Annotated in this window: 15 protein-coding genes and 2 pseudogenes; 14 read left to right on the top strand and 3 right to left on the bottom strand. The window is 44.1% G+C overall.

What is annotated here, in order from left to right; genetic code table 11:
* Positions 1-77: 77 nt before the first annotated feature.
* Positions 78-1,442, top strand: a complete 1,365-nt coding sequence (locus tag GC097_RS02740; protein WP_312875600.1) for an extracellular solute-binding protein — start codon at positions 78-80, stop codon at positions 1,440-1,442.
* A 36-nt stretch (positions 1,443-1,478) separates the two neighbouring features.
* Here the strand turns inward: GC097_RS02740 and GC097_RS02735 are convergent, their stop codons facing one another.
* Both GC097_RS02735 and GC097_RS02730 read right to left on the bottom strand, forming a co-directional pair.
* A complete protein-coding gene (locus GC097_RS02735; RefSeq protein ID WP_171681822.1) occupies positions 1,479-2,000 on the bottom strand; it encodes an IS66 family transposase in 522 nt (173 codons plus the stop codon).
* 46 nt (positions 2,001-2,046) lie between these two features.
* A complete protein-coding gene (locus tag GC097_RS02730) occupies positions 2,047-3,069 on the bottom strand; it encodes a transposase (RefSeq protein ID WP_171681821.1) in 1,023 nt (340 codons plus the stop codon).
* 164 nt (positions 3,070-3,233) lie between these two features.
* On the opposite strand from GC097_RS02730, the gene GC097_RS02725 reads away from it, so the two are divergent.
* From GC097_RS02725 to GC097_RS02710, 4 genes are all read left to right on the top strand, one after another.
* Positions 3,234-4,112, top strand: a complete 879-nt coding sequence (locus tag GC097_RS02725; RefSeq protein WP_171681820.1) for a carbohydrate ABC transporter permease — start codon at positions 3,234-3,236, stop codon at positions 4,110-4,112.
* A 100-nt stretch (positions 4,113-4,212) separates the two neighbouring features.
* A complete protein-coding gene (locus tag GC097_RS02720) occupies positions 4,213-5,040 on the top strand; it encodes a carbohydrate ABC transporter permease (protein WP_246293909.1) in 828 nt (275 codons plus the stop codon).
* A 31-nt stretch (positions 5,041-5,071) separates the two neighbouring features.
* Complete coding sequence (locus GC097_RS02715; RefSeq protein WP_171681818.1) at positions 5,072-7,216, top strand: glycoside hydrolase family 3 C-terminal domain-containing protein; 2,145 nt, start codon at positions 5,072-5,074, stop codon at positions 7,214-7,216.
* 41 nt (positions 7,217-7,257) lie between these two features.
* Entirely contained in the window at positions 7,258-12,303 is a 5,046-nt protein-coding gene (locus GC097_RS02710) for a carbohydrate-binding protein (protein WP_171681817.1), read from the top strand.
* Between the two features lie 209 nt (positions 12,304-12,512).
* On the opposite strand, the pseudogene GC097_RS34075 reads toward GC097_RS02710, so the two are convergent.
* Positions 12,513-13,047: pseudogene (locus GC097_RS34075) on the bottom strand (IS6 family transposase); the annotation flags it as partial.
* 79 nt (positions 13,048-13,126) lie between these two features.
* Here GC097_RS34075 and GC097_RS02695 point away from each other — a divergent pair.
* The 9 genes and pseudogenes from GC097_RS02695 to GC097_RS35415 form a co-directional block, all read left to right on the top strand.
* A pseudogene (locus GC097_RS02695) lies at positions 13,127-13,560 on the top strand (IS6 family transposase); the annotation flags it as partial.
* A 504-nt stretch (positions 13,561-14,064) separates the two neighbouring features.
* Positions 14,065-15,792, top strand: a complete 1,728-nt coding sequence (locus tag GC097_RS02690) for an alkaline phosphatase (protein ID WP_171681814.1) — start codon at positions 14,065-14,067, stop codon at positions 15,790-15,792.
* A gap of 83 nt (positions 15,793-15,875) precedes the next feature.
* Positions 15,876-16,553, top strand: coding sequence for an ABC transporter ATP-binding protein (locus GC097_RS02685; protein ID WP_171681813.1), 678 nt, complete (start codon positions 15,876-15,878; stop codon positions 16,551-16,553).
* Positions 16,550-17,764, top strand: a complete 1,215-nt coding sequence (locus GC097_RS02680; RefSeq protein ID WP_171681812.1) for an ABC transporter permease — start codon at positions 16,550-16,552, stop codon at positions 17,762-17,764. Before GC097_RS02685 ends, GC097_RS02680 begins: the two co-directional genes overlap by 4 nt.
* Before the next feature lie 10 nt (positions 17,765-17,774).
* On the top strand, positions 17,775-18,557 hold the full coding sequence (locus tag GC097_RS02675) for a hypothetical protein (protein WP_171681811.1): 783 nt from the start codon (positions 17,775-17,777) through the stop codon (positions 18,555-18,557).
* 335 nt (positions 18,558-18,892) lie between these two features.
* Complete coding sequence (locus tag GC097_RS02670) at positions 18,893-19,801, top strand: ABC transporter permease (protein ID WP_171681810.1); 909 nt, start codon at positions 18,893-18,895, stop codon at positions 19,799-19,801.
* A gap of 11 nt (positions 19,802-19,812) precedes the next feature.
* Positions 19,813-20,682, top strand: coding sequence for a carbohydrate ABC transporter permease (locus GC097_RS02665; RefSeq protein ID WP_171681809.1), 870 nt, complete (start codon positions 19,813-19,815; stop codon positions 20,680-20,682).
* A 68-nt stretch (positions 20,683-20,750) separates the two neighbouring features.
* Positions 20,751-22,307 carry a DUF3502 domain-containing protein gene (locus tag GC097_RS02660; protein WP_171681808.1) on the top strand — a complete coding sequence of 519 codons (1,557 nt, stop codon included), beginning with the start codon at positions 20,751-20,753 and terminating at the stop codon, positions 22,305-22,307.
* A 134-nt stretch (positions 22,308-22,441) separates the two neighbouring features.
* On the top strand, positions 22,442-24,718 hold the full coding sequence (locus GC097_RS35415) for an AraC family transcriptional regulator (RefSeq protein WP_171681807.1): 2,277 nt from the start codon (positions 22,442-22,444) through the stop codon (positions 24,716-24,718).
* Positions 24,719-24,789 lie beyond the last annotated feature (71 nt).

Genomic DNA, 24,789 nt, shown 5'->3' with positions numbered 1-24,789 from the left:
CTATGGTACGATATGAAAGAAGCAAGGGATTGTCCGCTTCCGCTCTTCACTTACTGAATATTAAGGGGGAAATACTAGTGGTAAAAAAAGCGTTTACAGGACTTATGGCTCTAAGCGTACTGGGTGCAGTTGCCTTAACTGGCTGTGGGTCTGTCAAGAATTCGGGCAGCACTTCCGACCCCGCCAAATCTCCGGTGGCATCAACAGCGGCAACTCCGGCAGGAAGCAAAGCAGACAAAGTAACGATCAATTTTATGCATTCCTGGCCGGCTGGCAGCTTTAAACAACAGAATGCCGTCTTAACCCGCATAATCGACGATTATCAAAAAGCTAATCCGAACGTGACCGTAAAGACAGAAGTCCTTGAAAATGAACAGTACAAGAGCAAGCTGAAGGTTCTTTCGGCGTCGAACCAACTGCCGGATGTGGGCTTTACTTTTGCGGCTGGCTTTCTGGAGCCTTATGTAAAGGGCGGTCTATTCGAGCCTCTAGACGATGTATTGAATAACAAACTAAAGGATAAATTCGTTTCTGGCACCACCGAGGCTTATTCTGTTGATGGCAAAACCTATGGTTTACCTGTCGAGCTTAACATCGTTCCCGTATATTACAATAAAGCGATTTTCGCCAAAAACAATCTACAGGTTCCAAAAACCTACGATGAATTCCTGGATGCTGTGAAAACGCTCACAAAGAATAATGTCGTCCCCATTGCTTTGGGCAACAAAGACCGTTGGACAGGTTCCTTGTGGTACATGTACATGGCGAACCGGATCGGCGGCAACGATCCACTGAAGAAGGCCATCGCAAGGACCGGTTCATTTGAAGAGCCAAGTCTGATTCAAGCGGCGAAAGATGTTCAGGGTCTCGTTGATCTGAACGCGTTCAATAAAGGCTTCAACGGTCTCTCCTACGATGAAGGCAAGTCCGAGTTTATGAACGGAAAAGCCGCTATGTACTTGATGGGCACCTGGGAGTTGCCCAGTTTCACAACCAATCCGGATGTGCCTAAGGAATTCAAGGATAATGTTGGCTTCTTCAAGTTTCCGGCATTAAACGGTGGTAAAGGCGATGTAAACAGTTGGGTTGGTGGTCCTGGCGCTGGACTCTATGTTGCCAAAAACTCTACAGTTAAGGCTGAGGCGAAGAAATTTGTGGAATATTTCGTGGAGCAGTGGGGCAAGGTCGCTGTCACCGAAGCCGGCGTCATTCCCGCAACCAAAGTGGACACCGTCGCTGTCAAGCTTCCTCAATTGTACATTGACCTTCTGAATGAGCTGAACAATGCCAGCAACATCACACTGTTTGCCGATGTCCAGATGAAACCTTCCGCTGCGGAGGCTCATCTGAATATGATTCAGGCGCTCTTTGGTAAGGCTGTTTCTCCTGAGGAATTCGCCAAGAAGCATGAGGAAGCGCTAGACAAAGCGGCGAAGGAATAATCGGCCGTCGAAGATGAAAGCCCCCGTGTAAAAAAACTACAGCGGAATAACCAACATACTATGCTTGTTTTCAAGGTTTTGGAGGTAAGCTAGGGGATCTTTTCTAAATCTTCTCCGCAGCACACTTTCGTTCAGTCTGTTGTTCCAGCGTTCTTTTTGTTGTTTGTAATTTTCATAAGAAACAAGACTTAACCTGTTCGTCAAGTCTTCCTGTTGTAATGCATCATCAACAAGCACTACGTACTCTCCATTGCGAAGTATGTATTCATTCCAGCTCCGACGGCCTGTCATCCGTCGATGACGGGTCTTCGTCTGCCTGAAAAACCGTTCATGATCATTGTTCGTTCGAGGTAAGTGGCCATGATCGTAACAAGAAAATAAACCTTTCCAGAAACCCTTTGTGTAGCTCGTCACATTCTTTACCATGGAAACATCTGTATCCCGGTCGTAAGTTCTCCACAACCACTCTAGAATGGCTTCCATTTTCTTGCGCACCGTGCTGCTGGATTTATCTTCAGCCGGTTCTAACGCAGAGACGATGCGCCGAATTGGATCCATCCATCGGCATACTTCCTGAAATTGATTCTCGAATGTGTTGAGTTTACTAAATATTCTGACGATGGATTGGAGTATGGAGGGCCCCTTTTTTACTCAGGCACTGTTCAAGTGAGGCCTGAATGGCTTTGGCATTTTGGTAAATTCGCATTCCTGGCAGATCCAGCGGCGGATTTCCGTCTTCTAGCAGCAAAGACCGTACTGAGGCAATGTACCCCTTAGCTACCTCGGTCTCTACGGAGTTCTGAGATTCTATTTTTCGTTCAATTTCTCGAATCCCACGAAGGCTCTTCTTGATCTCTGTTTTAAGTTTACGATCTAGATCTACAACAGGTTTTGCAATGTCTTTTAGGTAATGGTATTGACAGTATTGGTAAGGAACATGGGGCAGCAAGGTTTCAAATGCTAGACGAATAGACTGTTGTCCATCACTCACAATGCCAATAATAGGATAGCCAAGCTCGACGATGGGACGAATAAGATTTTGTAGTTCTTCAGAGGAGCTGCTTTTTAAATTTTTCGCACTCAGTACAGTGCCACTGAACACTTCACGAATCACATAAAGTGTTTCATTCCCCTTCTCAGGTTGAACACCGTCCATGGATAGCAGTAAGCCTCCGTTTTGTTCAGAAACGCTTTTTAATACTTCACGGACATGTTGATCAACACTTGCGCCAAGTAGTGCAAGATACCGCTCATACAGCATCTGCGCGTTTCGATCTGTCGTTTTGACACCGAGGCGGTTTAGTTCGTCAGCAATTTCTTGACGTGTCATATGATGTTTAAAGCGAAGTTCTCCAACAAGACACAATACATCGAAACCGTATGTTGTGAATTTCATGCAGAGTTTTTCTGCTTCTGCGGATCGGAAAAGCGTACCGAAATGAAGGCATTGCTCGTTTGGACAGCGGTAGGACATGCTCCATGCGAAAATTACGCCATGTAAAGTAGCAATTTTCTTTTTCCATGCTGCATGTGCTCGTGTAAGTTTTGCCTCGCAGTGAGGGCAGTTCGTAATTTCAGGACGAAAATATATTGTTTTTTCAGGTACAATTCGATTTTTTGGACGCATTAGAAACCCCTGTTTTTAAAGTAATGGTTACCTTATTACTTCGATAAACAGGGGGTGAAAACCTTCAGTTGTATAATTATTCCGCTGTAGAAAAAAAACAGGAAGGGACAGATCATAGGGATGATGTCCCTTCCCTTGTTAACAAGCGAAAGGAGAAACGGCTTATGGACAAAGTAATGTCCAATAAAAAGATTATCGCGTTATTTGTTCTCCCGTCTCTGCTGTTGATTCTCGGTCTTATTTATACGCCAATAGTGCTTACGGGTTATTATGGGCTTACAAAATGGAACGGTATTGGCGCACCAACCTTTATTGGATTAGCACATTACCGAACGTTGCTTGGGGACGTCCAATTCTGGGACAGCGCCAAACATTCCTTACTGCTCGCCTTATTTTCGGCCTTGAGTCTGGTCGTTTATCTGGCTGTGGCTTTGGTGCTGACCAGTCGAATACGAGGCACCAATCTTTTTCGTAAAATATACTTGATTCCTATGCTGTTGTCATCGGTGGCTATTGCCCAGCTTTGGCTCAAAATTTACCATCCGACAAACGGGATCCTTAATGCTTTTCTGGAATCTGTCGGCGTGCATAATCCGCCTTCTTGGCTGGCGGATACAAAGCTTGTACTGTTTGCGATATTCATACCAATTCTTTGGCAGTATGCCGGATTTTACATTCTTATCTATTATGCAGCTTTTAAAAATATTCCATCCTCGCTGCTTGAGGCCGCCACGCTTGACGGTGCGGGACCTCTCCAGACCGCTTGGTCTGTCAAGCTGCCTCTGGTCGCCGAGGTATTCAAAGTTACGATTGTCCTGGCCGTTGTCGGGTCCCTCAAATATTTTGATCTTATTTATGTTATGACCAATGGAGGTCCGAATGGAGCCAGCGAGGTAATGGCCTCCTATATGTACCGTCTTGCATTCAAAGGCTTTGACTTTGGTTATGGGAGTGCCGTCGGTTTCTTCCTGCTGCTCATTTGCTTGGCGGTTACATGGCTGATTCGAATATTTACGGCTTCTAAAGAAACCATCCAATACTAATATCCAGGCATAATTTGAAACTCAATCGAAGAAGAGATGGTGTAAGAAAGGAGTCGCAATGAACACACACATAGCCGTCACCCCATTGCGGAAGGAATTCATGAAGGTACGAGTTGGCATTCCGGCATTATACATCGTTTTATCAGGGTTGGCTCTCGTGCAGCTTCTTCCTCTGATTTGGCTGTTATTTTTTTCGCTCAAAAGCAATCAGGAAGTATTTAATCTTCCTCCATTTTCTCTGCCTACGCACCCGCATTGGGAAAACTACGCGAAGGCTTGGACGGATGCCAATATCGGCCGTTATTTTCTGAATAGCGTCTGGATTACTGCGGTGTCTGTCATGTTCACGGTCCTATTGGCCAGCTTTTCAGCCTATGCCATCACACGGATGAAATGGCGGCTTAACTCCTTGGTCCTTGGATTGTTTATGGTCGGTATGATGATACCTGTGCATTCCACCCTGATTCCTTTGTTCAACTTGTTTAGCAATATTGGCTTGAAGGATCATCCGCTTTCCGTTGTACTGTCCTATATTGCTTTTAATCTCCCCATCACCTTGATGATTCTGCTGGGCGCCTATCAAGTGTTGCCACGTGAAGTGGAGGAAGCGGCAGTCATGGATGGATGCACGGTTCCAAGAATGTTCTTCCAAATCATTTTGCCTATGACGTCATCCGCCATTTCCACAACAATGATTATTAATATGATTTACAACTGGAATGAATTTATATTTGTCAATACATTTATCAGTTCGGACAATTTGAAGACGCTGACTGTAGGTGTCCAGAATTTCGTCGGTCAGTACACGACCGATTGGGGAGCTATAGGTGCCACGCTGATGATCAGCATTTTGCCGATTTTGCTCATTTTCTTTATCCTGAGCAACAGAATTATGGAAGGTATGACGGCGGGTGCGGTCAAAGGTTAGAAAAATGAATAAGTCTGGGGAGATAGCAGACATGTCAAGAAATACGACAGATCATAACACGGAGGTTAAAGAACGGGCCAAAACGCTCGTTTCTCAAATGACACTTGACGAGAAAATTTCTCAGATGCTTTACAACGCAGCGGAGATACCGAGACTGGGCCTTCCGCGGTATAACTGGTGGAATGAAGCGCTTCACGGAGTAGCAAGAGCCGGGGTCGCCACTGTGTTTCCGCAAGCCATCGGTCTCGCAGCGTCCTTTGATGTAGCGCTTGTTGAGCGAATTGCCGATATCATCGCGAGCGAAGGAAGAGCGAAGCATCATGAATTCCAGCGACAAGGGGATTGTGGCATATACAAGGGGCTGACCTTCTGGTCCCCTAATGTGAATATTTTCCGCGATCCGCGTTGGGGAAGAGGGCATGAGACGTATGGCGAAGATCCTTATTTAACTGGCAGATTGGGTGTAGCCTACATTAAAGGGCTGCAAGGAGATCATCCGCTATATTTGAAAGCGGCGGCCTGCGCCAAGCATTTTGCCGTACACAGCGGCCCGGAGGAGGTGAGACATTCCTTTAATGCAATTGTATCCAAAAAGGATTTGTACGAGACGTATTTACCTGCTTTTCGGGATTGTGTAATTGATGGGCATGTTGAAGCCGTCATGGGTGCTTACAATCGAGTCAATGGGGAGCCTAGTTGCGGAAGCGAAACGCTGCTCAAGCAAATTTTGCGCGGAGAATGGGGTTTTCGTGGTCATGTGGTCTCTGATTGCTGGGCAATCAAGGATTTCCATGAGCATCATCATGTAACTCGTACGGTAGAGGAATCGGCGGCGCTGGCGCTGAACAATGGTTGCGACTTGAACTGCGGTAATGTGTATTTGAATCTGAAATCCGCCTATGAGCAAGGGCTTATTACCGAACAAACCATCGACATTTCCGTCACGCGCTTAATGGAGACGAGAATTCGCTTAGGGCTTCTGGATGACGAGAAGCATGTGCCGTACACGTCGATTCCCTATGAGGTAGTGGAGTGTGAGGAGCACTTGGCATGCACTCGTCTGGCTGCCGAGAAATCGATGGTGCTTCTCAAAAATCAAGACGGCATTCTTCCTCTCAAGCGCGATGCGGTTCGCTCCATAGCTGTCATCGGCCCGAATGCAGACAGCCGCCAGGCGTTGGTCGGCAACTACTGCGGCACAGCTTCCCAGTATTATACGGTGCTGGACGGGATACGCGAAGCTGTCCAGCCTGGAACGCGAATCTATTACGCGGAGGGCTGTCATCTTTACAAGGATCGCGTCGAGGTGCTGGCCGAACCCAAGGATCGCTTTGCAGAAGCGCTTTCGGCTGCAGAGCGAGCAGATGTTGTCGTGATTTGCTTGGGACTTGATGCTTCCTTGGAAGGGGAGGAGGGCGACGTATCAAATGAATATGCAAGCGGCGACCGCAAGCACCTTCAGCTGCCAGGTCTCCAGCAAGATCTGCTAGAGACGATTCATGAGGTGGGCAAGCCCGTTATCCTTGTCTTGTTATCAGGAAGCGCAATAGCTGTTAATTGGGCTGACGAGCATGTCGAGGCCATCGTGCAAGCTTGGTATCCAGGGGCAGAGGGGGGAAGAGCAGTAGCGTCTTTGTTGTTCGGAGATTGTAATCCTTCCGGGCGTTTGCCAGTTACTTTCTACCGAAGCGTTGAAGAGCTCCCCGATTTTTGCGATTACAGCATGGAAAATCGAACCTATCGGTATATGATGCAGGAAGCCTTGTATCCGTTCGGATACGGGCTTAGTTATACTACCTTCCAATACGAACGCGTGGACTTGGAGAAAATGATTTATGCGCAAGGGCAATCCGCATACCTGAACATTTTGGTGAAGAACGCAGGGAATTATGCGGGAGAAGAAACGGTTCAGCTATATTTGAAGGCTCTGGATGCATCATTCCGTACACCCAATTGGCAACTAAAAGGATTCAGGAAGGTATTCCTGGAACCTGGTGAGGAATGTCTGGTGATCTTCTGCCTGACAGATAAAGAACTGGCTCTGGTTGATGAGGAAGGCGCAGCCGTTGTCGAGCCGGTTATTTTTGAAGCATATATCGGAGGGAGCCAGCCCGATAGTCGGAGTATAGCACTGACAGGCAGATCACCTGTCCGTTACCGATTTGAAATTCAATAGGCAATCAAAGTAATTTGAGCATAGTGGTAAGCTTCTTGTGTATGGCCGGATGGAATCCGGTCAGACCTTTAGAGAATCCAGAAAGCGCTTACCGAAATCGTTTACACGAAAACTTTTATATGGGTTCTTCTTTATTCACTTTCAGTAGTGAAACGACAATGGCGGCAATCGGAACGAATAGTCCAAAATTAAACAATAACTCAATGGGAGGAAACGAAATGTTAAACAAGAGATTCATGTCACTCGTTTCAGTATTTTCGATTTGTACATCTATGTTGATCTCTGTCTCGCCGACTACACAGGCAGCAGAGCAGGCGGTAACGCAACCAGCAACTTATGATACAATTTTACCGAAAGTTTCTACGGCTCCAAAGAAAGTAATTGTACTGGATGTAAACATAGACAAATCAGCTCATGACTGGGCGGCAAACGACGCATTATTGGCAATTTCCGTCATTCAAGGACTTGTTAACAGGAGCAGCGATACAAAGATTTATGTTGTGGGATATCAATTTGAGCATTTGTGGGATCCGCCAAGTGTCGACAGGACGGTTCTGAATATTCCATCTTACTTCGATGTGCCGAAAGAATATGCACAGTTGGATAGAACCAAAAAGTATCCTGCCTTGTCATACTTATTGGAAAATTATAGCTCATATATCAAAGGCAAAATTATGATACCTAATCTTTCTGGCGATAGTAGCTATCAGCAGGGGGCTTTGTGTGCAGGCATTACTGCAAGCGGAATAGAGGATACCATTACGGTAACGCCTAGATTGGATGCGTACCTTCAAAGCGAAGGATATAACTTCACTCAGAAGGCAGATTTGACGGCTATGACCAGCGATCAGGCATTTGACTGGTCGTATAGCAATTATTTCAGACCCGAAACAAACAGGAAGGTTGTTGGAACAACCACAACAGGCTCTGTTTTCGGAAGAGGAGCTAATGACATGGCATCCGGCATTTTCGATTACTGGGTTGCAAACAAGGTATTTGTTTTTAATGCCAGTCAGTCTAAGTTTCCAACCATTCTGAATAAAACGAATTATCCGCAAGGCACGCCGGTAATTGGAATGACCGGTGATGAGGAAACGATGATCAAGCCAATCCAGACATTGGGTTATCCGTATATCATGGCATATGACTGGAACTATTCAGTGAAGTCTTCGTTTGCTTCCGATTTTAATAATATAAGAAAACCATCAACTCCATATGCATATCCTGCGGGTCCAAATGATGTTTATATAACAAATCTGGTTACGGATGGCGATAATGTAGGAGCTCCCTTCAATTACCATATCGCAGACAAAGTTTTCAGCGAGCATCAAGGAGAGGTTTCGATCGGATGGACTTATAATCCGTTGCTACTGGACATAGATCCTAAAATGACTGAATTTATGTCGAAATATTACCCTGACATGTATGAAAATGTAGTGGGTACGCAGGACGATTTGGGAGGCGGCTTCCATTTAAGCAACGTGCCGGAAGGATATAGAAACTTTTTTGCAAACGTAAAGCGCCTTACCGATGGTATGGGATTTTATTCATTCAACGAAATATCCCGAAGTGATGTTCTTACTTATGCAGCGCAGCTAAACCCATACCACCTTTTTGGAGGTTACGGGGACGATGCATACGATTATACTTACAATGCCTCAACACAGTCATTCATTCATGGGACGGATATTAAATATGACAGAAACCCTAGCGTACAGGTTGATAGTATCAGATCCAAAGTAGCTGCATCGGCAGCGGGGCCGATCTTCCTGTCCGTCAATGCAAATTCCGGAAGAATTGGGACGCTTACAGGGCGAGATGAGTACAACTGGGGAGATCAACCTAATAGGATTTACCAGATGCAACAAAATCTATTGAATAATCCACAAGGCAAAACCTATCACTTTGTCACACCTAAGGAATTTGCTGCAACATGGAAGGCTTGGAAAGGATATATCCCTGCTTCCCAAGGTGCTGCACCTGCTCCTGAGCAGACTCCTTCTGACTGGATGCCGCCAATGCCTCTGCCCAGAAGCGGTTGGACAATTACGGCTTCGAATAACGGAGCTAATGTTAATAAGATGAAGGATTTAGCCCTTGATTCAAAGTGGTCAACAAATGCTGTACAAACACCGGGACAATATGTACAAATAGACCTTGGTTCAGCCCAAACATTCAATAAACTTACAATGGAAGTAACGAATTCGATTGGCGACTATCCAAGTGCATATAGTGTGTATGTATCAAATGACGGTATAAATTGGGGAGCGCCAGTTGCCAGTGGTACCGGAAATAATGAATACACGCTCATAACATTTGAGAAGACCACAAGCCGTTATGTAAAGATTGTTCAGACCGGCACAAATAGTGCTCATTATTGGTCCATTCATGAACTTAATCTGTACAATTTTGACGGTGAAATGCTTACACCCAAGCCAAACGCTTCAATAAATTTAAACACAAACACATTTAGCAAAATAGAAGCAGAAGACTTCATTTCGAAGTCGGAAAGTATTGTAGTCCAAAACGCCCCTGATGGTGGCTCCAGTCTTGGTGGTCTTACTAATAACAGCTATACAGTATATAAAAACGTGGACTTTGGCATGACCGCTTCGGGATTTAGTGCCAGAGTATCCGCAGATGCCAATTCAGGGGGTACGATTGAAGTAAGGCTGGATAGTCCGACAGGTACATTAGCCGGAACATTAAATGTCAATCCGACCGGAGGATCGTCAACTTACCAGACGTTATCATCCGCTGTGACAAATATAACAGGCATTCATGATGTTTACCTGGTGTTCAAGACGGCAAAGTCTAATGTAGGCAATTTGGACTGGTTTAAATTTATTTTCAGAAGCGCGCTCGGACAGATTGAAGCAGAAGATTACGATTCTAAGTCAGGGAGCTTTAGCACAGAAAGTAACACCCCGGATACAGGTGGCGGACAAAATATAGGGAATGTTAAAAACGGTTATTATTTAGCATATAATAGTATTAACTTTGACAGTGGCGTTTCGGAATTTAATGTAAGAGTGTCTGCAGATCAATTTGCAGGCGGTACAATTGAAGTAAGGCTGGACAGCCCGACAGGTACATTAGCGGGAGCACTTGATGTTAGTGATACTGGCGGATGGTCGAAATATCAAACACTATCAACTCCAATCATCAATGTGACAGGTGTTCATGATGTATATCTTGTGTTTAAAACTTCAAAACAATATGTATGCAACGTAAACTGGTTTAAGTTTAATGTATTACCATCAAGCATTAAGACCATTACAAACATCACAGCGCCTGCACCCGTTACTGGAGTGGTCAACGGGACAGCAAAAACAGCTGAAGCACTTGGATTACCATCAACCGTACAACTGATTACCGATACAGGAAACGTAACTGCCACTGTGGCATGGGATGTAGAGGCATCTTCCTATGATCCTTCGCAGAAGACACAGCAGATCTTCACTGTAAGTGGAACTGTAACCCTGCCGTCAGGAGTTGCGAATCCGAATAATGTAGCATTGACAACGAGTATCAGCGTGACAGTGTTACCGGTACGAAGTGCATTCAATCAGATCGAAGCAGAAAACTATGATTCCAAATCAGGGAACTTTATCACTGAGAATAACACCCCGGATACTGGCGGCGGACAGGATATGGGAAATGTTAAAGACGGTTATTATCTAGTTTATAAAAATCTTTACTTTGCCAATGGCGCTTTGGAATTTAACGCAAGAGTATCTGCAGATCAATTTGCAGGGGGTACGATTGAAGTAAGGCTTGACAGTCCGACTGGCACATTAGCGGGATCGCTTACTGTGAGCGATACTGGCGGATGGTCGAACTATAAGACTTTATCAACCCCGATCACTAATGCGACAGGTTTTCATGATTTATACCTAGTGTTTAAGACTACAAAACAATATGTATGCAACTTAAACTGGTTTAAGTTTAGTCGTGCAGCATTGTCAAGCAATGCTGACTTGAGAGCACTAAGCTTATCGTCCGGTGAACTGAGTCCTGCGTTTAATACGGGCATTACGTCATACACAGCGAATGTGCCGAACTCCGTGAGCAGTATTGTCATGACCGCTTCTGTTGATGATATGAATTCGACAGTTAGTGTAAACGGACAGAACGTAACGACTGGCCAAGCAAGCGCTCCGATTAATCTGAACGAAGGCAGTAACGTGATTGGTGTGGTCGTCACGGCGCCTGACTTGACAACCAAGACGTATACGGTGACTGTAAACCGCCAAAACGCAGTTCCCGTGACCGTATTGAGCGGAGCGAGTACTGTTGTGGCTGGTCAACCGCTTGTGATGTCGGTAGGATTAAGCAATATTTCGCAAAGTGTGTACCCGTCGGTATATGGGCAAGATTTGACGCTTCACTATGATCCGTTGAATTTGCAGTTCAATTCGGTTACATCATTAAAAGAAGGATTTCAAGTCATCGATCAAAAGGAGACGGCTCCAGGACAACTCAGAATTGTGGCTGCCAGCATGGGCGCGAACGTGCCTGCCCAGGGCGATTTACTTGCAATCCAATTTACGGCAAAATCTGTAACCCAGGCAACCAATACAACAATTTCTGTTGATCATGTTGTGATTGCCAATGGACAGGGGAATGAGCTGCAGGTCGGCAGAGCTTCCCGTGATATACAAATCACAGTACCTACTGTACCTGTAGATAAGTCGCTCTTGAACATGGCGATCGCAAGCGCTCAGGCGATGTACGATGCAGGAGTGGAAGGCGATGGAGATGGACAGTATGCGATTGGCTCCAAAGCGCAATTGCAGTCGGCCATCGATGCAGCCAAAGCAGCAGTAAACGATTCGAATGCCACGCAGCAGCAGGTGGATATTGCAAAAGCTGCATTGGAAGCGGCAATGCAAGTATTCACAAGCAAGAAAATAATCGCAGATGTTAATGGAGGCGGTGTCTCCATTGGTGACTTGGCTGTGGTTGCAGCTGCTTACGGCAAACAACAAGGTCAAGTAGGTTGGAATGAGAAAGCGGATGTGAACCATGACGGCAAAGTAGACATTGAAGACCTTGCCATTGTAGCTAAAGCGATTTTGCAATAAGACAACAATAATTGAAGGTAAGAAGAATCTCATAGTTGCTATACAGTACCTGGATGATAAGTGCTGTATAGCGACTGTTTTTGTTTCTCTCGTTTCACCTTAATGAGATATTTATTTTTTTGTGTATTTGTTACAGATTCTTGTGAACTTCGCGGGGTTTGGTGCAACAATTAAAATTGATTATGGATATCCGCGGTTTTTTTGTTTGATTATGCGGTCAAACCAAATAATTTGTTGATAAATTTAACTGAAGAAAGGACAGACGAATGAAGGCATTCGACCTGCCCTTTCCTTAGCATATGCATGTCTTCGATTCCCGCGATTGTGTATTCTGCAGTTTCAAATGACTTGAATCCCAGCATTGGTTGTATGATTTTCTTTATAAATCGATGATCTTGTTCAATAATATTGTTAAGATATTTCTTTTGTCGTAGTAATGTTTCTTGTTTCATACTCTTCTCGTCCTTTATGCTGAACTGTTATAGGGTAAGCTGGGTTTTTATCGACGGTGATCACACGTGGCGATTGATTCAATGCTTTCTTAAAAAATCGCTTGGCCTCGGAAGCGTCTCGATTTTCAGATAACATGAAATCAATCGTGTTTCCTTTTGAATCTACTGCTCTATAAAGATACTTCCATTGTGCTTTGACTTTCATATAGGTTTCATCAGTCCGTAAGGAATCGTTTGTCTGCTTTAAATAGGGACGAATTCGCTTTTCTAATTCCGGCCCAAACTCATGAACCGGTTGTGGTGCAAAGCTCTAATTCATGATAACGTAATTGATAATGAAGTCATGGGATGGAGCAACTTGCTTTGGAAACGATATAGTTGAAATGATGAGTGATCGAGGATTAAGGATTTCCCATACGACGATCATGAGATGGGTGCATGAATTTGGACCGGAATCCGCCACTTTTTGAAACCTACAAACGACTCGTGGAGGACTGACGAAACCTACATCAAAGTTAAAGGTCAGTGGAAGTATTTATATCGGGCAGTTGATTCTGAGGGAAAATCGATAGATTTCATGTTGTCTGAAAATCGTGATATTCATGCGGCGAAACGCTTTTTCAAGAAGGCATTGTCATCGCCACACAATCAATCAACACGTGTGATCACGGTAGATAAGAACCCTGCACATCCACCCTCAATAGATCAGTTAAAGGATGAGAAAGATCTGCCGAAAGAAACCATAATCAGACAAACAAAGTACCTCAACAACATTATCGAACAAGACCATCGGTTCATAAAGAAAATAACAAATCCTATTGGTTTGGCTACATAGTTTATCCAATAAAGTAGGTATACTAGGCATTTTTATAATTTGCAACACAACCCAAAAGGAAATACAAGCACTCAGATAGATACCAACCAACTTTAAGAGGTGGTTTTATTTTAAATAAAACCACAATCCGTCGCTAACGCAGAGTGATAGCGCAATATACTCAAAGAAATGGCAGCTGGTATAAAGGCTGTCGTTTTCTCAACTTTGGAATTTGGGTAACGGTATGTGTCATTTTCTTATTGCTCACAGGATAACATTATACAAAAAAATTTTTTAAGTAGGAGACTTGTAATGTTTTCCTATATTTATTTTTAAAGATATTGTAAATGGCGAAAAAGTTCATTTTTTGCGATAATTGTACATATTTTTAGGATATTCAATGTTTAACTGAAAATATAGTATTGAACCATTAGCATTGCTAAAACTGGATGTATGCTAGATAAGGCGAAATACTATTTTTGGAGGGAATACAACTTGAAAAAAAGTCTAAAACAGATTATGGGTTCCGGTTTATGCATTTCTTTATTGGCGGTAGGTGTAGCGGGAGCGGCATCAGCTGCTGAAACGACAACTACAACGCCTACGACAACGGCGCAATCCAAGAACTTGATTGTCCTTATCGGCGACGGCATGGGGCCGGCAGAAGTAACAGCAGCAAGGTATTATTCCAAAATGTTTTTAAATAAAGACCGTTTAGAGCTGGATGGCGGTTATTATGTGGGAAAAGCAACTACATACTCACAAGCAGGCCCGTACACAACGGAGTCCGGAGCGGTAACAGACTCATCAGCAGCAGCAACAGCCTTCTCGACTGGACATAAAACGTACAATAACGCTGTCAGCGTATCAAACGGTGACGTTGCAAAGCCGTATGGTTCAGTGGTTGAAGCGGCTATTAAACAAGGTAAAGCAACGGGTCTCGTAACAACAGATACTATTGTTGGGGCAACACCATCTGTGTGGGCTTCGCACGTTCGTCAACGCGGCAATCAAAATGCCATTGCTTCTCAATATCTGAATAGCGGTGTAAACGTTTTCTTTGGCGGCGGTAAAATAAACTTCATTACGAAGGATGAGAAAGGTAAGCGTACGGACAAAAACATCATTCCTGATTTTGAAGCGAAAGGCTATAAAACAGCTTATGATAAAGCTGGATTAGATGCCATCCCTGCAACAGCAGGAAAGGTACTTGGACTCTTTGCAGATGATGCAATACCATATGTGCTTGATCGTGATGATAAAACGCCTTCCTTACCACAATTGACCCAAAAAGCGCTCGATATTTTATCGCAAAATAAAAATGGTTTCGTCCTGATGGTTGAAGCCGGTCGTATCGACCATGCTGGACATGGGAATGACCTTCCTACAAACATTCAGGAGACGCTGGAATTGGATGCTACGTTCAAAACATTAGTTGATTTCGCGAAAAAAGACGGCAATACATCCCTTGTTGTAACGGCTGACCATGAAACAGGCGGTTTGTCGCTCGGTAGAGACAACGTGTATGAATTGAATGTTGATCTTTTTAACAAAGCGAAGCACTCTACTGATTATTTGGACGTGAGTTTGAAAGCAGCACAAACGGCGGATGATGTTCGTAAAATTGTTGCGGATAACGTGGGGTTCACGGATTTGTCCGATGAGGAGGTTGCTCTGATTCTGAAAGGCGACGGTACATCTAGCGGTCGCGCCGGCGGTTACAACGCAGTCGTTTCCAAACGTCTGGGTGTTGGCTGGACAGGACATGGTCATTCAGGTGTTGACGTGGGCGTATGGGCTTACGGTCCGATCGCTTCCCTTTTAAAAGGCGATATCGATAACACGGATATTGCCAAAAGTGGCGCTAAAGTGATCGGCGCTGATCTGACTGCAGTGACGAAAGAACTGCAAGATAAATATTTGTACCCTCTTTTCAAAGTAACTCGTGATAGCAAAACATTGTTAGCAGCAAGATCCCTTGCTGAAGCATTAGACATTAAAGTAACATGGGACGAAACAACGAAAACGGTTGTCTTTGCTAAAGATAGCCAGCAATTATCGGTTAATGTTGAAACTGGCGCCATTACGGAAAATGGTGCAGCAAGCGCATTGGTAGGTAATGTGGACAATGGCAAGTTGTATCTGCCTTTAGACGCATTCAATAAGTTGACAGGTAAAAGCTTCACATGGGATTCCGTTAGCGAGCGTATTTTAATAAACTAGCCGATCACGTAAAAGAATGGACAGGGGATAATGCTACCCTTGTCCTCTTTTCCTATCTATGACTAATGGACTTGGGGGCAGTTATGATTGAGATTAAGGGGATTACTAAGTCTTTTACAATTCACGGAAAAAGCTTGCCTATTTTGAACGTTTCTCAGTGGCAGGTCCAGCAAGGAGATAGATTGGCTCTACTAGGGCCGAGTGGAAGTGGGAAAAGCACACTGCTGCATTTGCTCAGCGGTGTGATGCAGCCTGATCAAGGTGAAATTTGGGTAAATGGTTTGCCGCTCCATACGTATTCGGAAAGCAAACGGGATCGTTATAGAGCGGAGCATGTAGGCTACATTTTTCAAGATTTCCACTTGATTTCATCTTTGACCGTCAAACAAAACGTGGAACTTATTGTTCCACAAGACTGGACGAAGAAGATGACCAAAGATCAGGTAGACTATTGGTTTGAAAGAGTCGGACTGAAGGATCGTCAGCATCATCTGCCTTCCGAACTTTCACGAGGTCAGCAGCAAAGGGCTGCGATTATACGTGCGATCATAGCGAAGCCGCAGCTTATATTAGCTGATGAGCCGACAGGCAGTCTTGATTGGGAAACTGCGGGGGATATCATGTCATTGCTGCTGGACATATGTGAAGTGGAGAAGATGACATTGTTAACCGTCACGCATGATTTGCATTTAGCTGATATGTATCCTGCACGAGTTCATATTCAAGATATCAATGAATTACCGAGGAGAGAAGCGGTATGAAATTATTCACCCTATTATGGCGTAATGTTATTCACCGCAAAATGCTTTCTCTTCTCACGATTTTCTCCGTTGCTGTGACGGTCGCTCTTGTTGTCTTCCTTCTGCTCTGTAGTAATGGGGTCGAACAAGGGGCAGAGAAGGGATATGGTCCCTTTGAAGTGACGATTGGCGCAAAGGGAAGCGCCTCTCAGTTGGCTCTTAACACGTATTATCATATCGGTGCTCCGACAGGCAATGTGCCATATAAACTGCTGGAGGACATACGCAAAGATGAGTACGTTGATCGTGCTTATGCAATGACGACTGGAGATAACTATAACGGTTTTCCGATTGTCGGGATGGAACCCGAATATTTCGCCACTCGCTATGGGGCTGATAAGCAAATGGCTCAGGGGAAATTATACGATAAGCTTGGCGATACCATTGTCGGTGCACATATAGCTAATTCGCTAGGGCTTCATGTTGGGGATAAGTTTCAAGGCGCACATGGACTGGTTCAAGGTACTGATGACGATGACGATGGAGATGCAGCGGGCGAACATGATCAGCATCATAGTTTCACCTACACCGTTGTGGGTATTTTGCCTCCTCTGATGACTTCAGACGATCGAGCTGTCTTCACAACACTTGATTATGCATGGGCGGTTCATGAGAGTCAGCAAGGGGATAAGAAGGAAGTTACAACGATTTTGGTCAAACCCAAGTCACTGTTGGGTGCGCAGTCGATTAAAACGAAGTTCGGACAAATAAGCAATGTCCAGGCGATCTATACAAGTAAAGCAGTTGCTGATGTCGTGAATGTCGTAGATAAAGGAACACAAGCGTTGAGTGTTGTAACTGTGATCTGTATTTTGCTTGCTGCAGGCTCCATTGTGCTCTCTCTGATTGCCGCTGTAAATGAGCGCAAAAAAGATGTTGGTTTACTTCGACTCATTGGAAAATCAAAGAGATTCATTTGGGTGTCTCTAATCGGTGAAGGAGTTTTGTTGACCTTCATTGGATTGATATGCGGTTTATTGGTAGGTCATGCCGGAGGGTATTTAAGCCGCGAAGCTGTTTTCGAATACTCGGGCTTACAAATTCAATCATGGCATTTCATGCCGGGGGAAGGTATGCTCGTCGTAGGAACCTTATTGATCGGTGTTCTTGCGTCCGTAGGCCCCGCACTTCAAGCTTATCGCGTGGACCCATTGCAATTATTTAAGTCTTGAGGTGGTCAGTATGAAAATAAGGCAATTTATCATAGGACTCAGCTTATTTACTTTCGTCTTAACTGGCTGTGGTCAAAAGAAAACGGAGCCATCAGGTCAGTCATTCGGCAATGCGACCCAAGCAACGATCTCAACTGCCAGCCCATCTAACAGTCCGAATCCCAAGGAAACTCCAGCCGTCATTATTTCAGAGACACCTGAAGCAGTAGTTCCATCCGTGACGCTGAAGCCGGAAAAGGAAGCAGCAGCCTCCACTGCTGTTAAAGATAATAAGCCAATCTCGCTTCCTTCTCCCAAAGTGCCGGAGCATCCTGCTTCTGTTGAGGAAGGGGGAGCTGCTATGGCTGCGAATACGGCAGCAACACCTAAGGTTGAACCGAAGCAGTTAGAAGAGCAGAGCAGTGCCAAGAAGAAGCCTGCGAGTTTATCGAATGAAATCAACTGGACACAGTTTTTTGATGATGACAAGCAGGATAAACCCTCTGAAAAATTTTGGGACATGAGCGGAAAAACGGTGCAAATAAAAGGCTTTATGGGTGAGGTGCTTTCCTTTGATAAGCACTGGTTTCTATTAATTCCCAAGCCTGGCGCAGAATGTCCATTTGATAATGGCGATGAAACGTATTGGAATAAAATTATGATCGTCTTTGTTCCAGACAATGTGAAACTGCGCTACACCCCTGGTCCGCTGCTCATCACAGGTAAGTTGGATGTAGGAGTTAAACTCGATGAATCGGGCTACAAAACAATGTTCCGACTCGACGATGCTTCATTTGAGAAAATAAAGGAATAATTCAATAATGATGCTCTAAGGCGATCTTGATTGCGATAGACCCGGCGGCAAGCGGCTTAATCGATGGTGGAACATATAACTTTAAAAAAGCATCTGATCAAAAGGCACAAGCCTGAGTGATTAGATGTTTTTATTATACAAAGAGTTTATTAGTCGCTACTTTTTTGTAGAAGGGCAATGCCTGAGAGGCTAAGTTTTGAGTTCAGATTCTGCATATTGGTGTGGAATCCGCAGAAATATGTAGCTCTTGCACTCGAGGGTAAAAACGGAACTAGTCAGATATCTCATTGTTGTCTTATTCTGAATTCACAGCACATAGAGAGGAGCTCGGAGAAATGGCTTTCGCAAAAGAAATCATTAAAAACAAACAGTTGTACACCCTCGCTCTACCCGGCATCGTGTTTTTACTACTTTTCTCTTTTATTCCGATGTTCGGACATTTGATTGCGTTCGAGAAATTCCAACCTACCAAAGGAATTTTCGGGAGTCCTTGGGTCGGGTTCGAGAATTTTAAATTTTTTTTTGGAGGTCATGATTGGATAAAGATAACGCTGAACACAGTGTTTTTGAATGGTTTGTTCATCTTTTTCGGCTTAGGGTTCGCCGTATTGCTAGCCGTAATTTTAAATGAAATTCAAAATGTACTGATTAAACGACTAAGTCAATCCTTTATTTTTCTTCCTTACTTTATATCTTGGCTTGTCGTCAGTTTAATGGCCCTATCGTTTATGGGGTCGGACGGAATAATGAATGGGATGCTTCAGAAGTGGGGATTTCCTTCTGTAAGTTGGTATCAGAATCCGGGAATTTGGCCATGGATCTTGACGCTTGTTTACGTTTGGAAGTTTTCTGGATACTATTCGATTATTTTTCTCGCTGCGATCGTCGGAATTTCTTCCGAACAATTTGAAACCGCTAAGATCGATGGCGCGACCCGTTTTCAACAGATCGTTCATATAACGCTTCCTTCTATCCGTCCGGTTGTCATCGTTATGGTGCTTCTGGGTATTGGTCGGATTTTCTTCGGAGACTTTGGCATGATATACGGCATGGTCGGCGATAACTCTCTTTTATACCCGACGACCGACGTTATCGACACGTATTCATTTCGCGCTTTGCGACAACTCGGGAATTTCAGTATGTCGGCTGCAGTTGTTCTTTATCAATCGGCAATGGGGCTCATAACGATCCTTATTTTCAATCGGATCGCCAAGAGTGTCGAACCGGAATCCCGTCTATTTTAGGAGGCTCGCGTATGAAAATTTCGGAAAAAGGGTTTCAATATTTCTTATATGCCATCATAGTCGTGTTTACGGCCTTGTGTGTGCTCCCTTTTTGGCTTGTTCTCGTTAACTCTTTTGCTTCGGAAGGGGAGTTCCTTAAATTCGGTTATCGGCTATGGCCCGCTCATTTTAGTTTTAGCGGTTACGAATATTTGCTCAGGGGAGCTCAAATTTATAAAAGCTATCGAAACACGGTAACCGTCACGATCGTTGGTACCGTGCTCGCCGTGGCAATAACGGCAATGTTCGCATACGTCATTGCGAACCCAAAAGTGAAGTATCGGCATTTTCTTTCGCTTATGGCTTATGTCTCAATGGTATTGGGATCCGGTCTCGTAGGCTTTTACATCATGATCGCCAATTGGCTTGATTTGAAAGATTCTTTATGGGCCATGATCGTCCCCTATTTATTAAATCCTTTTTACGCCTTTATATTGGTATCTTTTTACAGATCACTGCCATACGAAATTAATGAAGCGGCTACGATCGACGGGGCGGGAGATATCCATATCTTCTTTCGAATCATCTGGCCAATCTCTAAGCCAGCTATTGCGACGATTTCTTTGTTCTATGCTTTGCAATATTGGAATGATTGGTTCCTAGCTTTGCTTTTTATTGATAACGATAAACTTCATCCTCTACAATTGATGATTCGTCAGCTTATTTCCAATATTAACGTCGCTTCCTATGTTGGAGGAGGGGCAAGTTATCAAGTCAGCGTGCCGGCGGGAGTCATCCAACTCGCGACGGTGTGCTTGACGATTGGGCCAATCATTTTAGTTTACCCGTTCATTCAAAGATATTTTGTGAAAGGCATAACGATAGGCGCAGTGAAAGGCTAAACCCGAGTCAGGCTTTCCCCGACTTGATCGGACAAGCATAGAAGTATATCATATAGGGAGGAAAAACAATGAAAAAAAGCAAATCGATAATCCTAATCACATTAATGGCAACAATGCTTTTGAGCGCATGCAGCGGAAAAAACAACGAAACAGAAAGCGCTGCACCAAGCGGCAGCTCTAGTCCAGCCACATCAAAAACGAATCAAAAGCTGGAAAAAGTTACATTGAAAATCATGATTCCAGGCGACCGTCCTGCACGAATGGATGCCGTTATCGCAGAAGCAGAAAAAAGAATGGCGGATACCCTAAACGTCAAATTGGACATCACGTTCGTGCCATGGGCGGATTTGGCTCAAAAAACGCAGCTCACGCTGGCATCGGGCGAAAGCATTGATCTTATTTTTGATGCGCCGTGGTTGCACCTTTCGCAACAGATCGCTGCCGGCAGCTATGAGCCATTGGAAGGCTTGCTTGATCAATACGGCCAGAACATCGTAAAGGCGCGTCCGCAGCAGATGTGGGATGCCAATAAGTTTAGTGGGAAAATATATGGCATCCCTCTAGGAGCCGCCCATTTCCAGGGACGAGGCTATTATGTCCGCAAAGATATTCGAGAGAAACTGGGGATCGCGCCGATTAAATCGTACGACGATTTGATCAAATTCGCATATGCCGTAAAAGAGAAAGTCCCCGGTATTATACCATTACTACCAGCCGGCCAGGATGGGCTCAAAGACATGTCAGAAGCGGTGTTCCGTCGGTTTTTCGATACAAAAAACCATTTGTCGCCAAGCCCGGTCCTCACGCAAAGTCTGGTGCTCTACACTAAAAACAACGACGGCAAAGTGTATAACCTGTTTGATGAAATGGATCCAACAATTTGGTCTTGGATCAAAAACGCTCGTAAACTTTATCAGGATGGCATTATCGGTAAAGACGTGCTTGCAATCAAAGATTTGAGCCAACCGGCCAAAGAAGGGAAAGTCGCGATTTTCGATCAAAACAACTTTGGTATCTCGCCAGATATTCAAAGTGCTGTCAAACAGAACGATCCGAATGCCGAATTCGAAGCAGTTACCTTTTTCGATGCGACTCCGAAAGCAAACATCTCGAACTTTCAACAATGGAATTTTATTGCGGTTCCGGCGGTGAGCAAAAACAAGGAACGGGCGATTCAGTTCCTGGACTGGGCGAACCAAAGAGACAATTACGACTTGTTGACTTATGGAATAAAAGGCGAGGATTGGGAGCCAGTCGGTGACGATCAATACAAATCGATATCGAATGGATATGCTTGGTTCCCTTTTGCTTGGATTTTGAACCCATTATTCGACCGACTGGATGCCAACCAAGATCCCGAAACGCAAAATTACAATAAGTATACAAAAGTAGCCAATAACTTCACAACCGATATTTTGACAGGTTTCACTTTTGACAATACACCAGTTGCCAATGAAATCGCTCAATATAATACAATTGAAGCTAAGTACTATACGGCAATTATGAACGGGGTAGTAGATCCAGATTCCAGCTGGTTACAATTCAAGACAGCGGCATCGGGTTTAGCTAAAAAAATTCAAACTGAAGAACAAAAACAAATTGATGCTTTCCTTTCTAAAAAGTAATTTCGTGGCATTCCGAAAGAGCGGTGATACTCCGCTCTTTTTGGCCTTTAAAAGGATTGTGTTGATAATCAACTTTACAGAGGAAGAGAATTGCATTAAGATTTGGACATTAATATCAAGCGATGGAGGAACCTATGCGCAACATAATCGGCAAATCCTACCTCCGTATTTTTTTCTATTTGGCAGCCTTTTTTACCGTAATTATTATTCCATTTTCCTATTTTTTGACGAATCAATATTCCAAGCAAGCGTTGACGGAAATCAATGATTTCATTTCAGAGAAGACGGATAGTCTGAGCCAAAGCTTCGACTACATGTTGGATAACTTGCAATCTTACGGGTTGACTATGAGTCAGGATCCCTATATTTCTTCTTGGCTAAAAGAAGATTCGGAAACGGAAGATCCGTTAATCGCAAAGGAAGCTTTGAGCTCGCTAATGAATTTCATGTCCTTGCAACCGTTTATCTCCGCTACTTATTTGGTCAATATGGAGACCGGCAATGTGCTCGATTCGGTTGAAGGAATTCATTCTCTGGCCGAGTTCAAAGATCGTGAGCTTATTAATAACGCAATAAGGCATCGGCCTGCATTCCTGGCATTTCATAGGTTCGAATACGACGGACGGTCATTGCTAGCCTTAGTCATTCCTTCTGCCCAGTTGAAGGAAAACCGCGGATATCTTGTAATGGTGCTGGATCGATCGCTACTGCAAAAATACTTGCTGCAGAACAGGAACAACGGTAACACGGAGTTCTCAATTTTGGACGAGCAACATAGCATCGTGGTGGGAGACGTGCCGTCGGAGTTCGATCACGCCGCTATGAACAGGATTGCCGAAGAATCTGCGGAACAGTTCACGGTAAAAATCAAAGGAAATGTCTACCTGATTCATCACAAAAAAATTCAAACAGAGAACTGGCAGCTGTACTCCATTGTGAAGTTGAAAGACGTTAGCGGCAGGGTAGACCGGTTCCAGAGCAAAATCCTCTTATCTTGCCTGATTCTCTTGATCCTTCTTTTTATCGGCGCATTTTGGAATTCCAAACGCAGCATGGGGCGTTTCAGTGTGTTAGCCAAACAGCTGCAAAATTTGTTCGGAACGCGTCTTCAGTATGCCAACCGAGCGCCATTCGAAGAGTTTACGATCATAAAAAGCGGTCTTGACTACATGATGAACAACTTGGAGGAAATGAATAGTTCAAGAAGAAATTATCAAGGTCTTATAAAAGCCGAATATTTGAGGCACTGGATCCTTCATGGCTCCATCTCCGATGCAATGCGGACAGAATTATCATATATGACAGAAATCGCTAACAACACAGACTTGAATTTGGCTGTGTTCCGATTAACAGGCTATTCCTTATTTTGTGAAAAGTATGATTATGGATCTCGAAAGCTTTTGAAGTATTCGATCGGGAACATCACGCAAGAAATTTTCATGAATGGCGGATATTTGTGCGAACCCGTCGATCTGGGAAGCGATCATCTGGTATTGCTTTTTGGTTGTGATACTGCCAAAGATTCAATACTCGGCTTGTTGCATGAAGCAGCAAAGCAAATCGGTAACTGGCTGGGCATTCAAGTCGTCATGGCGATCGGTGAACAAGGAGCAATCCGTGAGAATCTGAGAACTGTATATGACAGAATTTACGATTTGACATTTATGAATTTTCTGTCAGGAGAATCGAAAATTTACATGCAGGAGGACTACGACCAGCTCGTCAAAGGCCATATCGTAACGTTGGACGAATCCCTGATCCAAGAGGTGATCGGTTTGGTTAAATCGGGCGATAGAGATCGAACGCATAAAGTGGTTGAGCGATTGTTCGGACAGCTTCAAACACTTCCCTATGCGGAATGCAAAGTGTACTTAAATATTATGCTATTTCGAATCGTAAAAGCGTTCAGTAAAGTCATGGACGAAAATGATATTAAAGAAGGAAATCAATTTCTTGAGAAATTCGATTCTTTGACGGAAATCAAGCAGTGGATGCTGACGGAAATGGACCAGATCATAGACCTTGCACAGGCTCAAACGACCGGCGGCCGGAAAAATGAGCTTGCTCCCGAAATCGCTGATTATGTTGACTTGCACTTGCATGACTCGATGTTAACTGTTGAAGAGATAGCCGAGCATTTAGGATATTCAGGCGGTTATATTCGCCAAATCTTCAAAGATACGTATCAAATCACCTTGTCGGATTTCATCTTGCAAAAAAGGGTGGATCGGGTAAAAGAATTGCTGGTTACGTCGGACATGCCTATTATCGACATTGCGGAACGATCGGGCTTTCAATCGAGAACGACTTTTTTCACCGCGTTCAAACGGGTTACCCAAATGACGCCGAGCCAGTATCGGGAACAAACGACCTCTACCAATGACAAAGAAATAACGAATGGTCAAGCTTAACAAGGCTTGGCTGTTTTTATTGAGTACCGTTTTTGTAACTTTAAATCAATATTCAATAATCGGACTATTCA

It is taken from the genome of Paenibacillus planticolens, assembly GCF_013141725.1.
Classification (GTDB): Bacteria; Bacillota; Bacilli; order Paenibacillales; family NBRC-103111; genus Paenibacillus_E; species Paenibacillus_E planticolens.
This window is presented reverse-complemented; position numbering and strand designations above follow the sequence as displayed.

Excerpts from the sequence above, each read along its gene's own strand:
- GC097_RS02715 (WP_171681818.1), top strand. The coding sequence starts at position 5,072 with ATGTCAAGAAATACGACAGATCATAACACGGAGGTTAAAGAACGGGCC.
- GC097_RS02725 (WP_171681820.1), top strand. The coding sequence starts at position 3,234 with ATGGACAAAGTAATGTCCAATAAAAAGATTATCGCGTTATTTGTTCTC.
- GC097_RS02670 (WP_171681810.1), top strand. The coding sequence starts at position 18,893 with ATGGCTTTCGCAAAAGAAATCATTAAAAACAAACAGTTGTACACCCTC.
- GC097_RS02665 (WP_171681809.1), top strand. The coding sequence starts at position 19,813 with ATGAAAATTTCGGAAAAAGGGTTTCAATATTTCTTATATGCCATCATA.
- GC097_RS02735 (WP_171681822.1), bottom strand. The coding sequence starts at position 2,000 with ATGGATCCAATTCGGCGCATCGTCTCTGCGTTAGAACCGGCTGAAGAT.
- GC097_RS02710 (WP_171681817.1), top strand. The coding sequence starts at position 7,258 with ATGGCCGGATGGAATCCGGTCAGACCTTTAGAGAATCCAGAAAGCGCT.
- GC097_RS02675 (WP_171681811.1), top strand. The coding sequence starts at position 17,775 with ATGAAAATAAGGCAATTTATCATAGGACTCAGCTTATTTACTTTCGTC.
- GC097_RS02685 (WP_171681813.1), top strand. The coding sequence starts at position 15,876 with ATGATTGAGATTAAGGGGATTACTAAGTCTTTTACAATTCACGGAAAA.
- GC097_RS02680 (WP_171681812.1), top strand. The coding sequence starts at position 16,550 with ATGAAATTATTCACCCTATTATGGCGTAATGTTATTCACCGCAAAATG.
- GC097_RS02660 (WP_171681808.1), top strand. The coding sequence starts at position 20,751 with ATGAAAAAAAGCAAATCGATAATCCTAATCACATTAATGGCAACAATG.
- GC097_RS02720 (WP_246293909.1), top strand. The coding sequence starts at position 4,213 with ATGAAGGTACGAGTTGGCATTCCGGCATTATACATCGTTTTATCAGGG.
- GC097_RS02730 (WP_171681821.1), bottom strand. The coding sequence starts at position 3,069 with ATGCGTCCAAAAAATCGAATTGTACCTGAAAAAACAATATATTTTCGT.
- GC097_RS35415 (WP_171681807.1), top strand. The coding sequence starts at position 22,442 with ATGCGCAACATAATCGGCAAATCCTACCTCCGTATTTTTTTCTATTTG.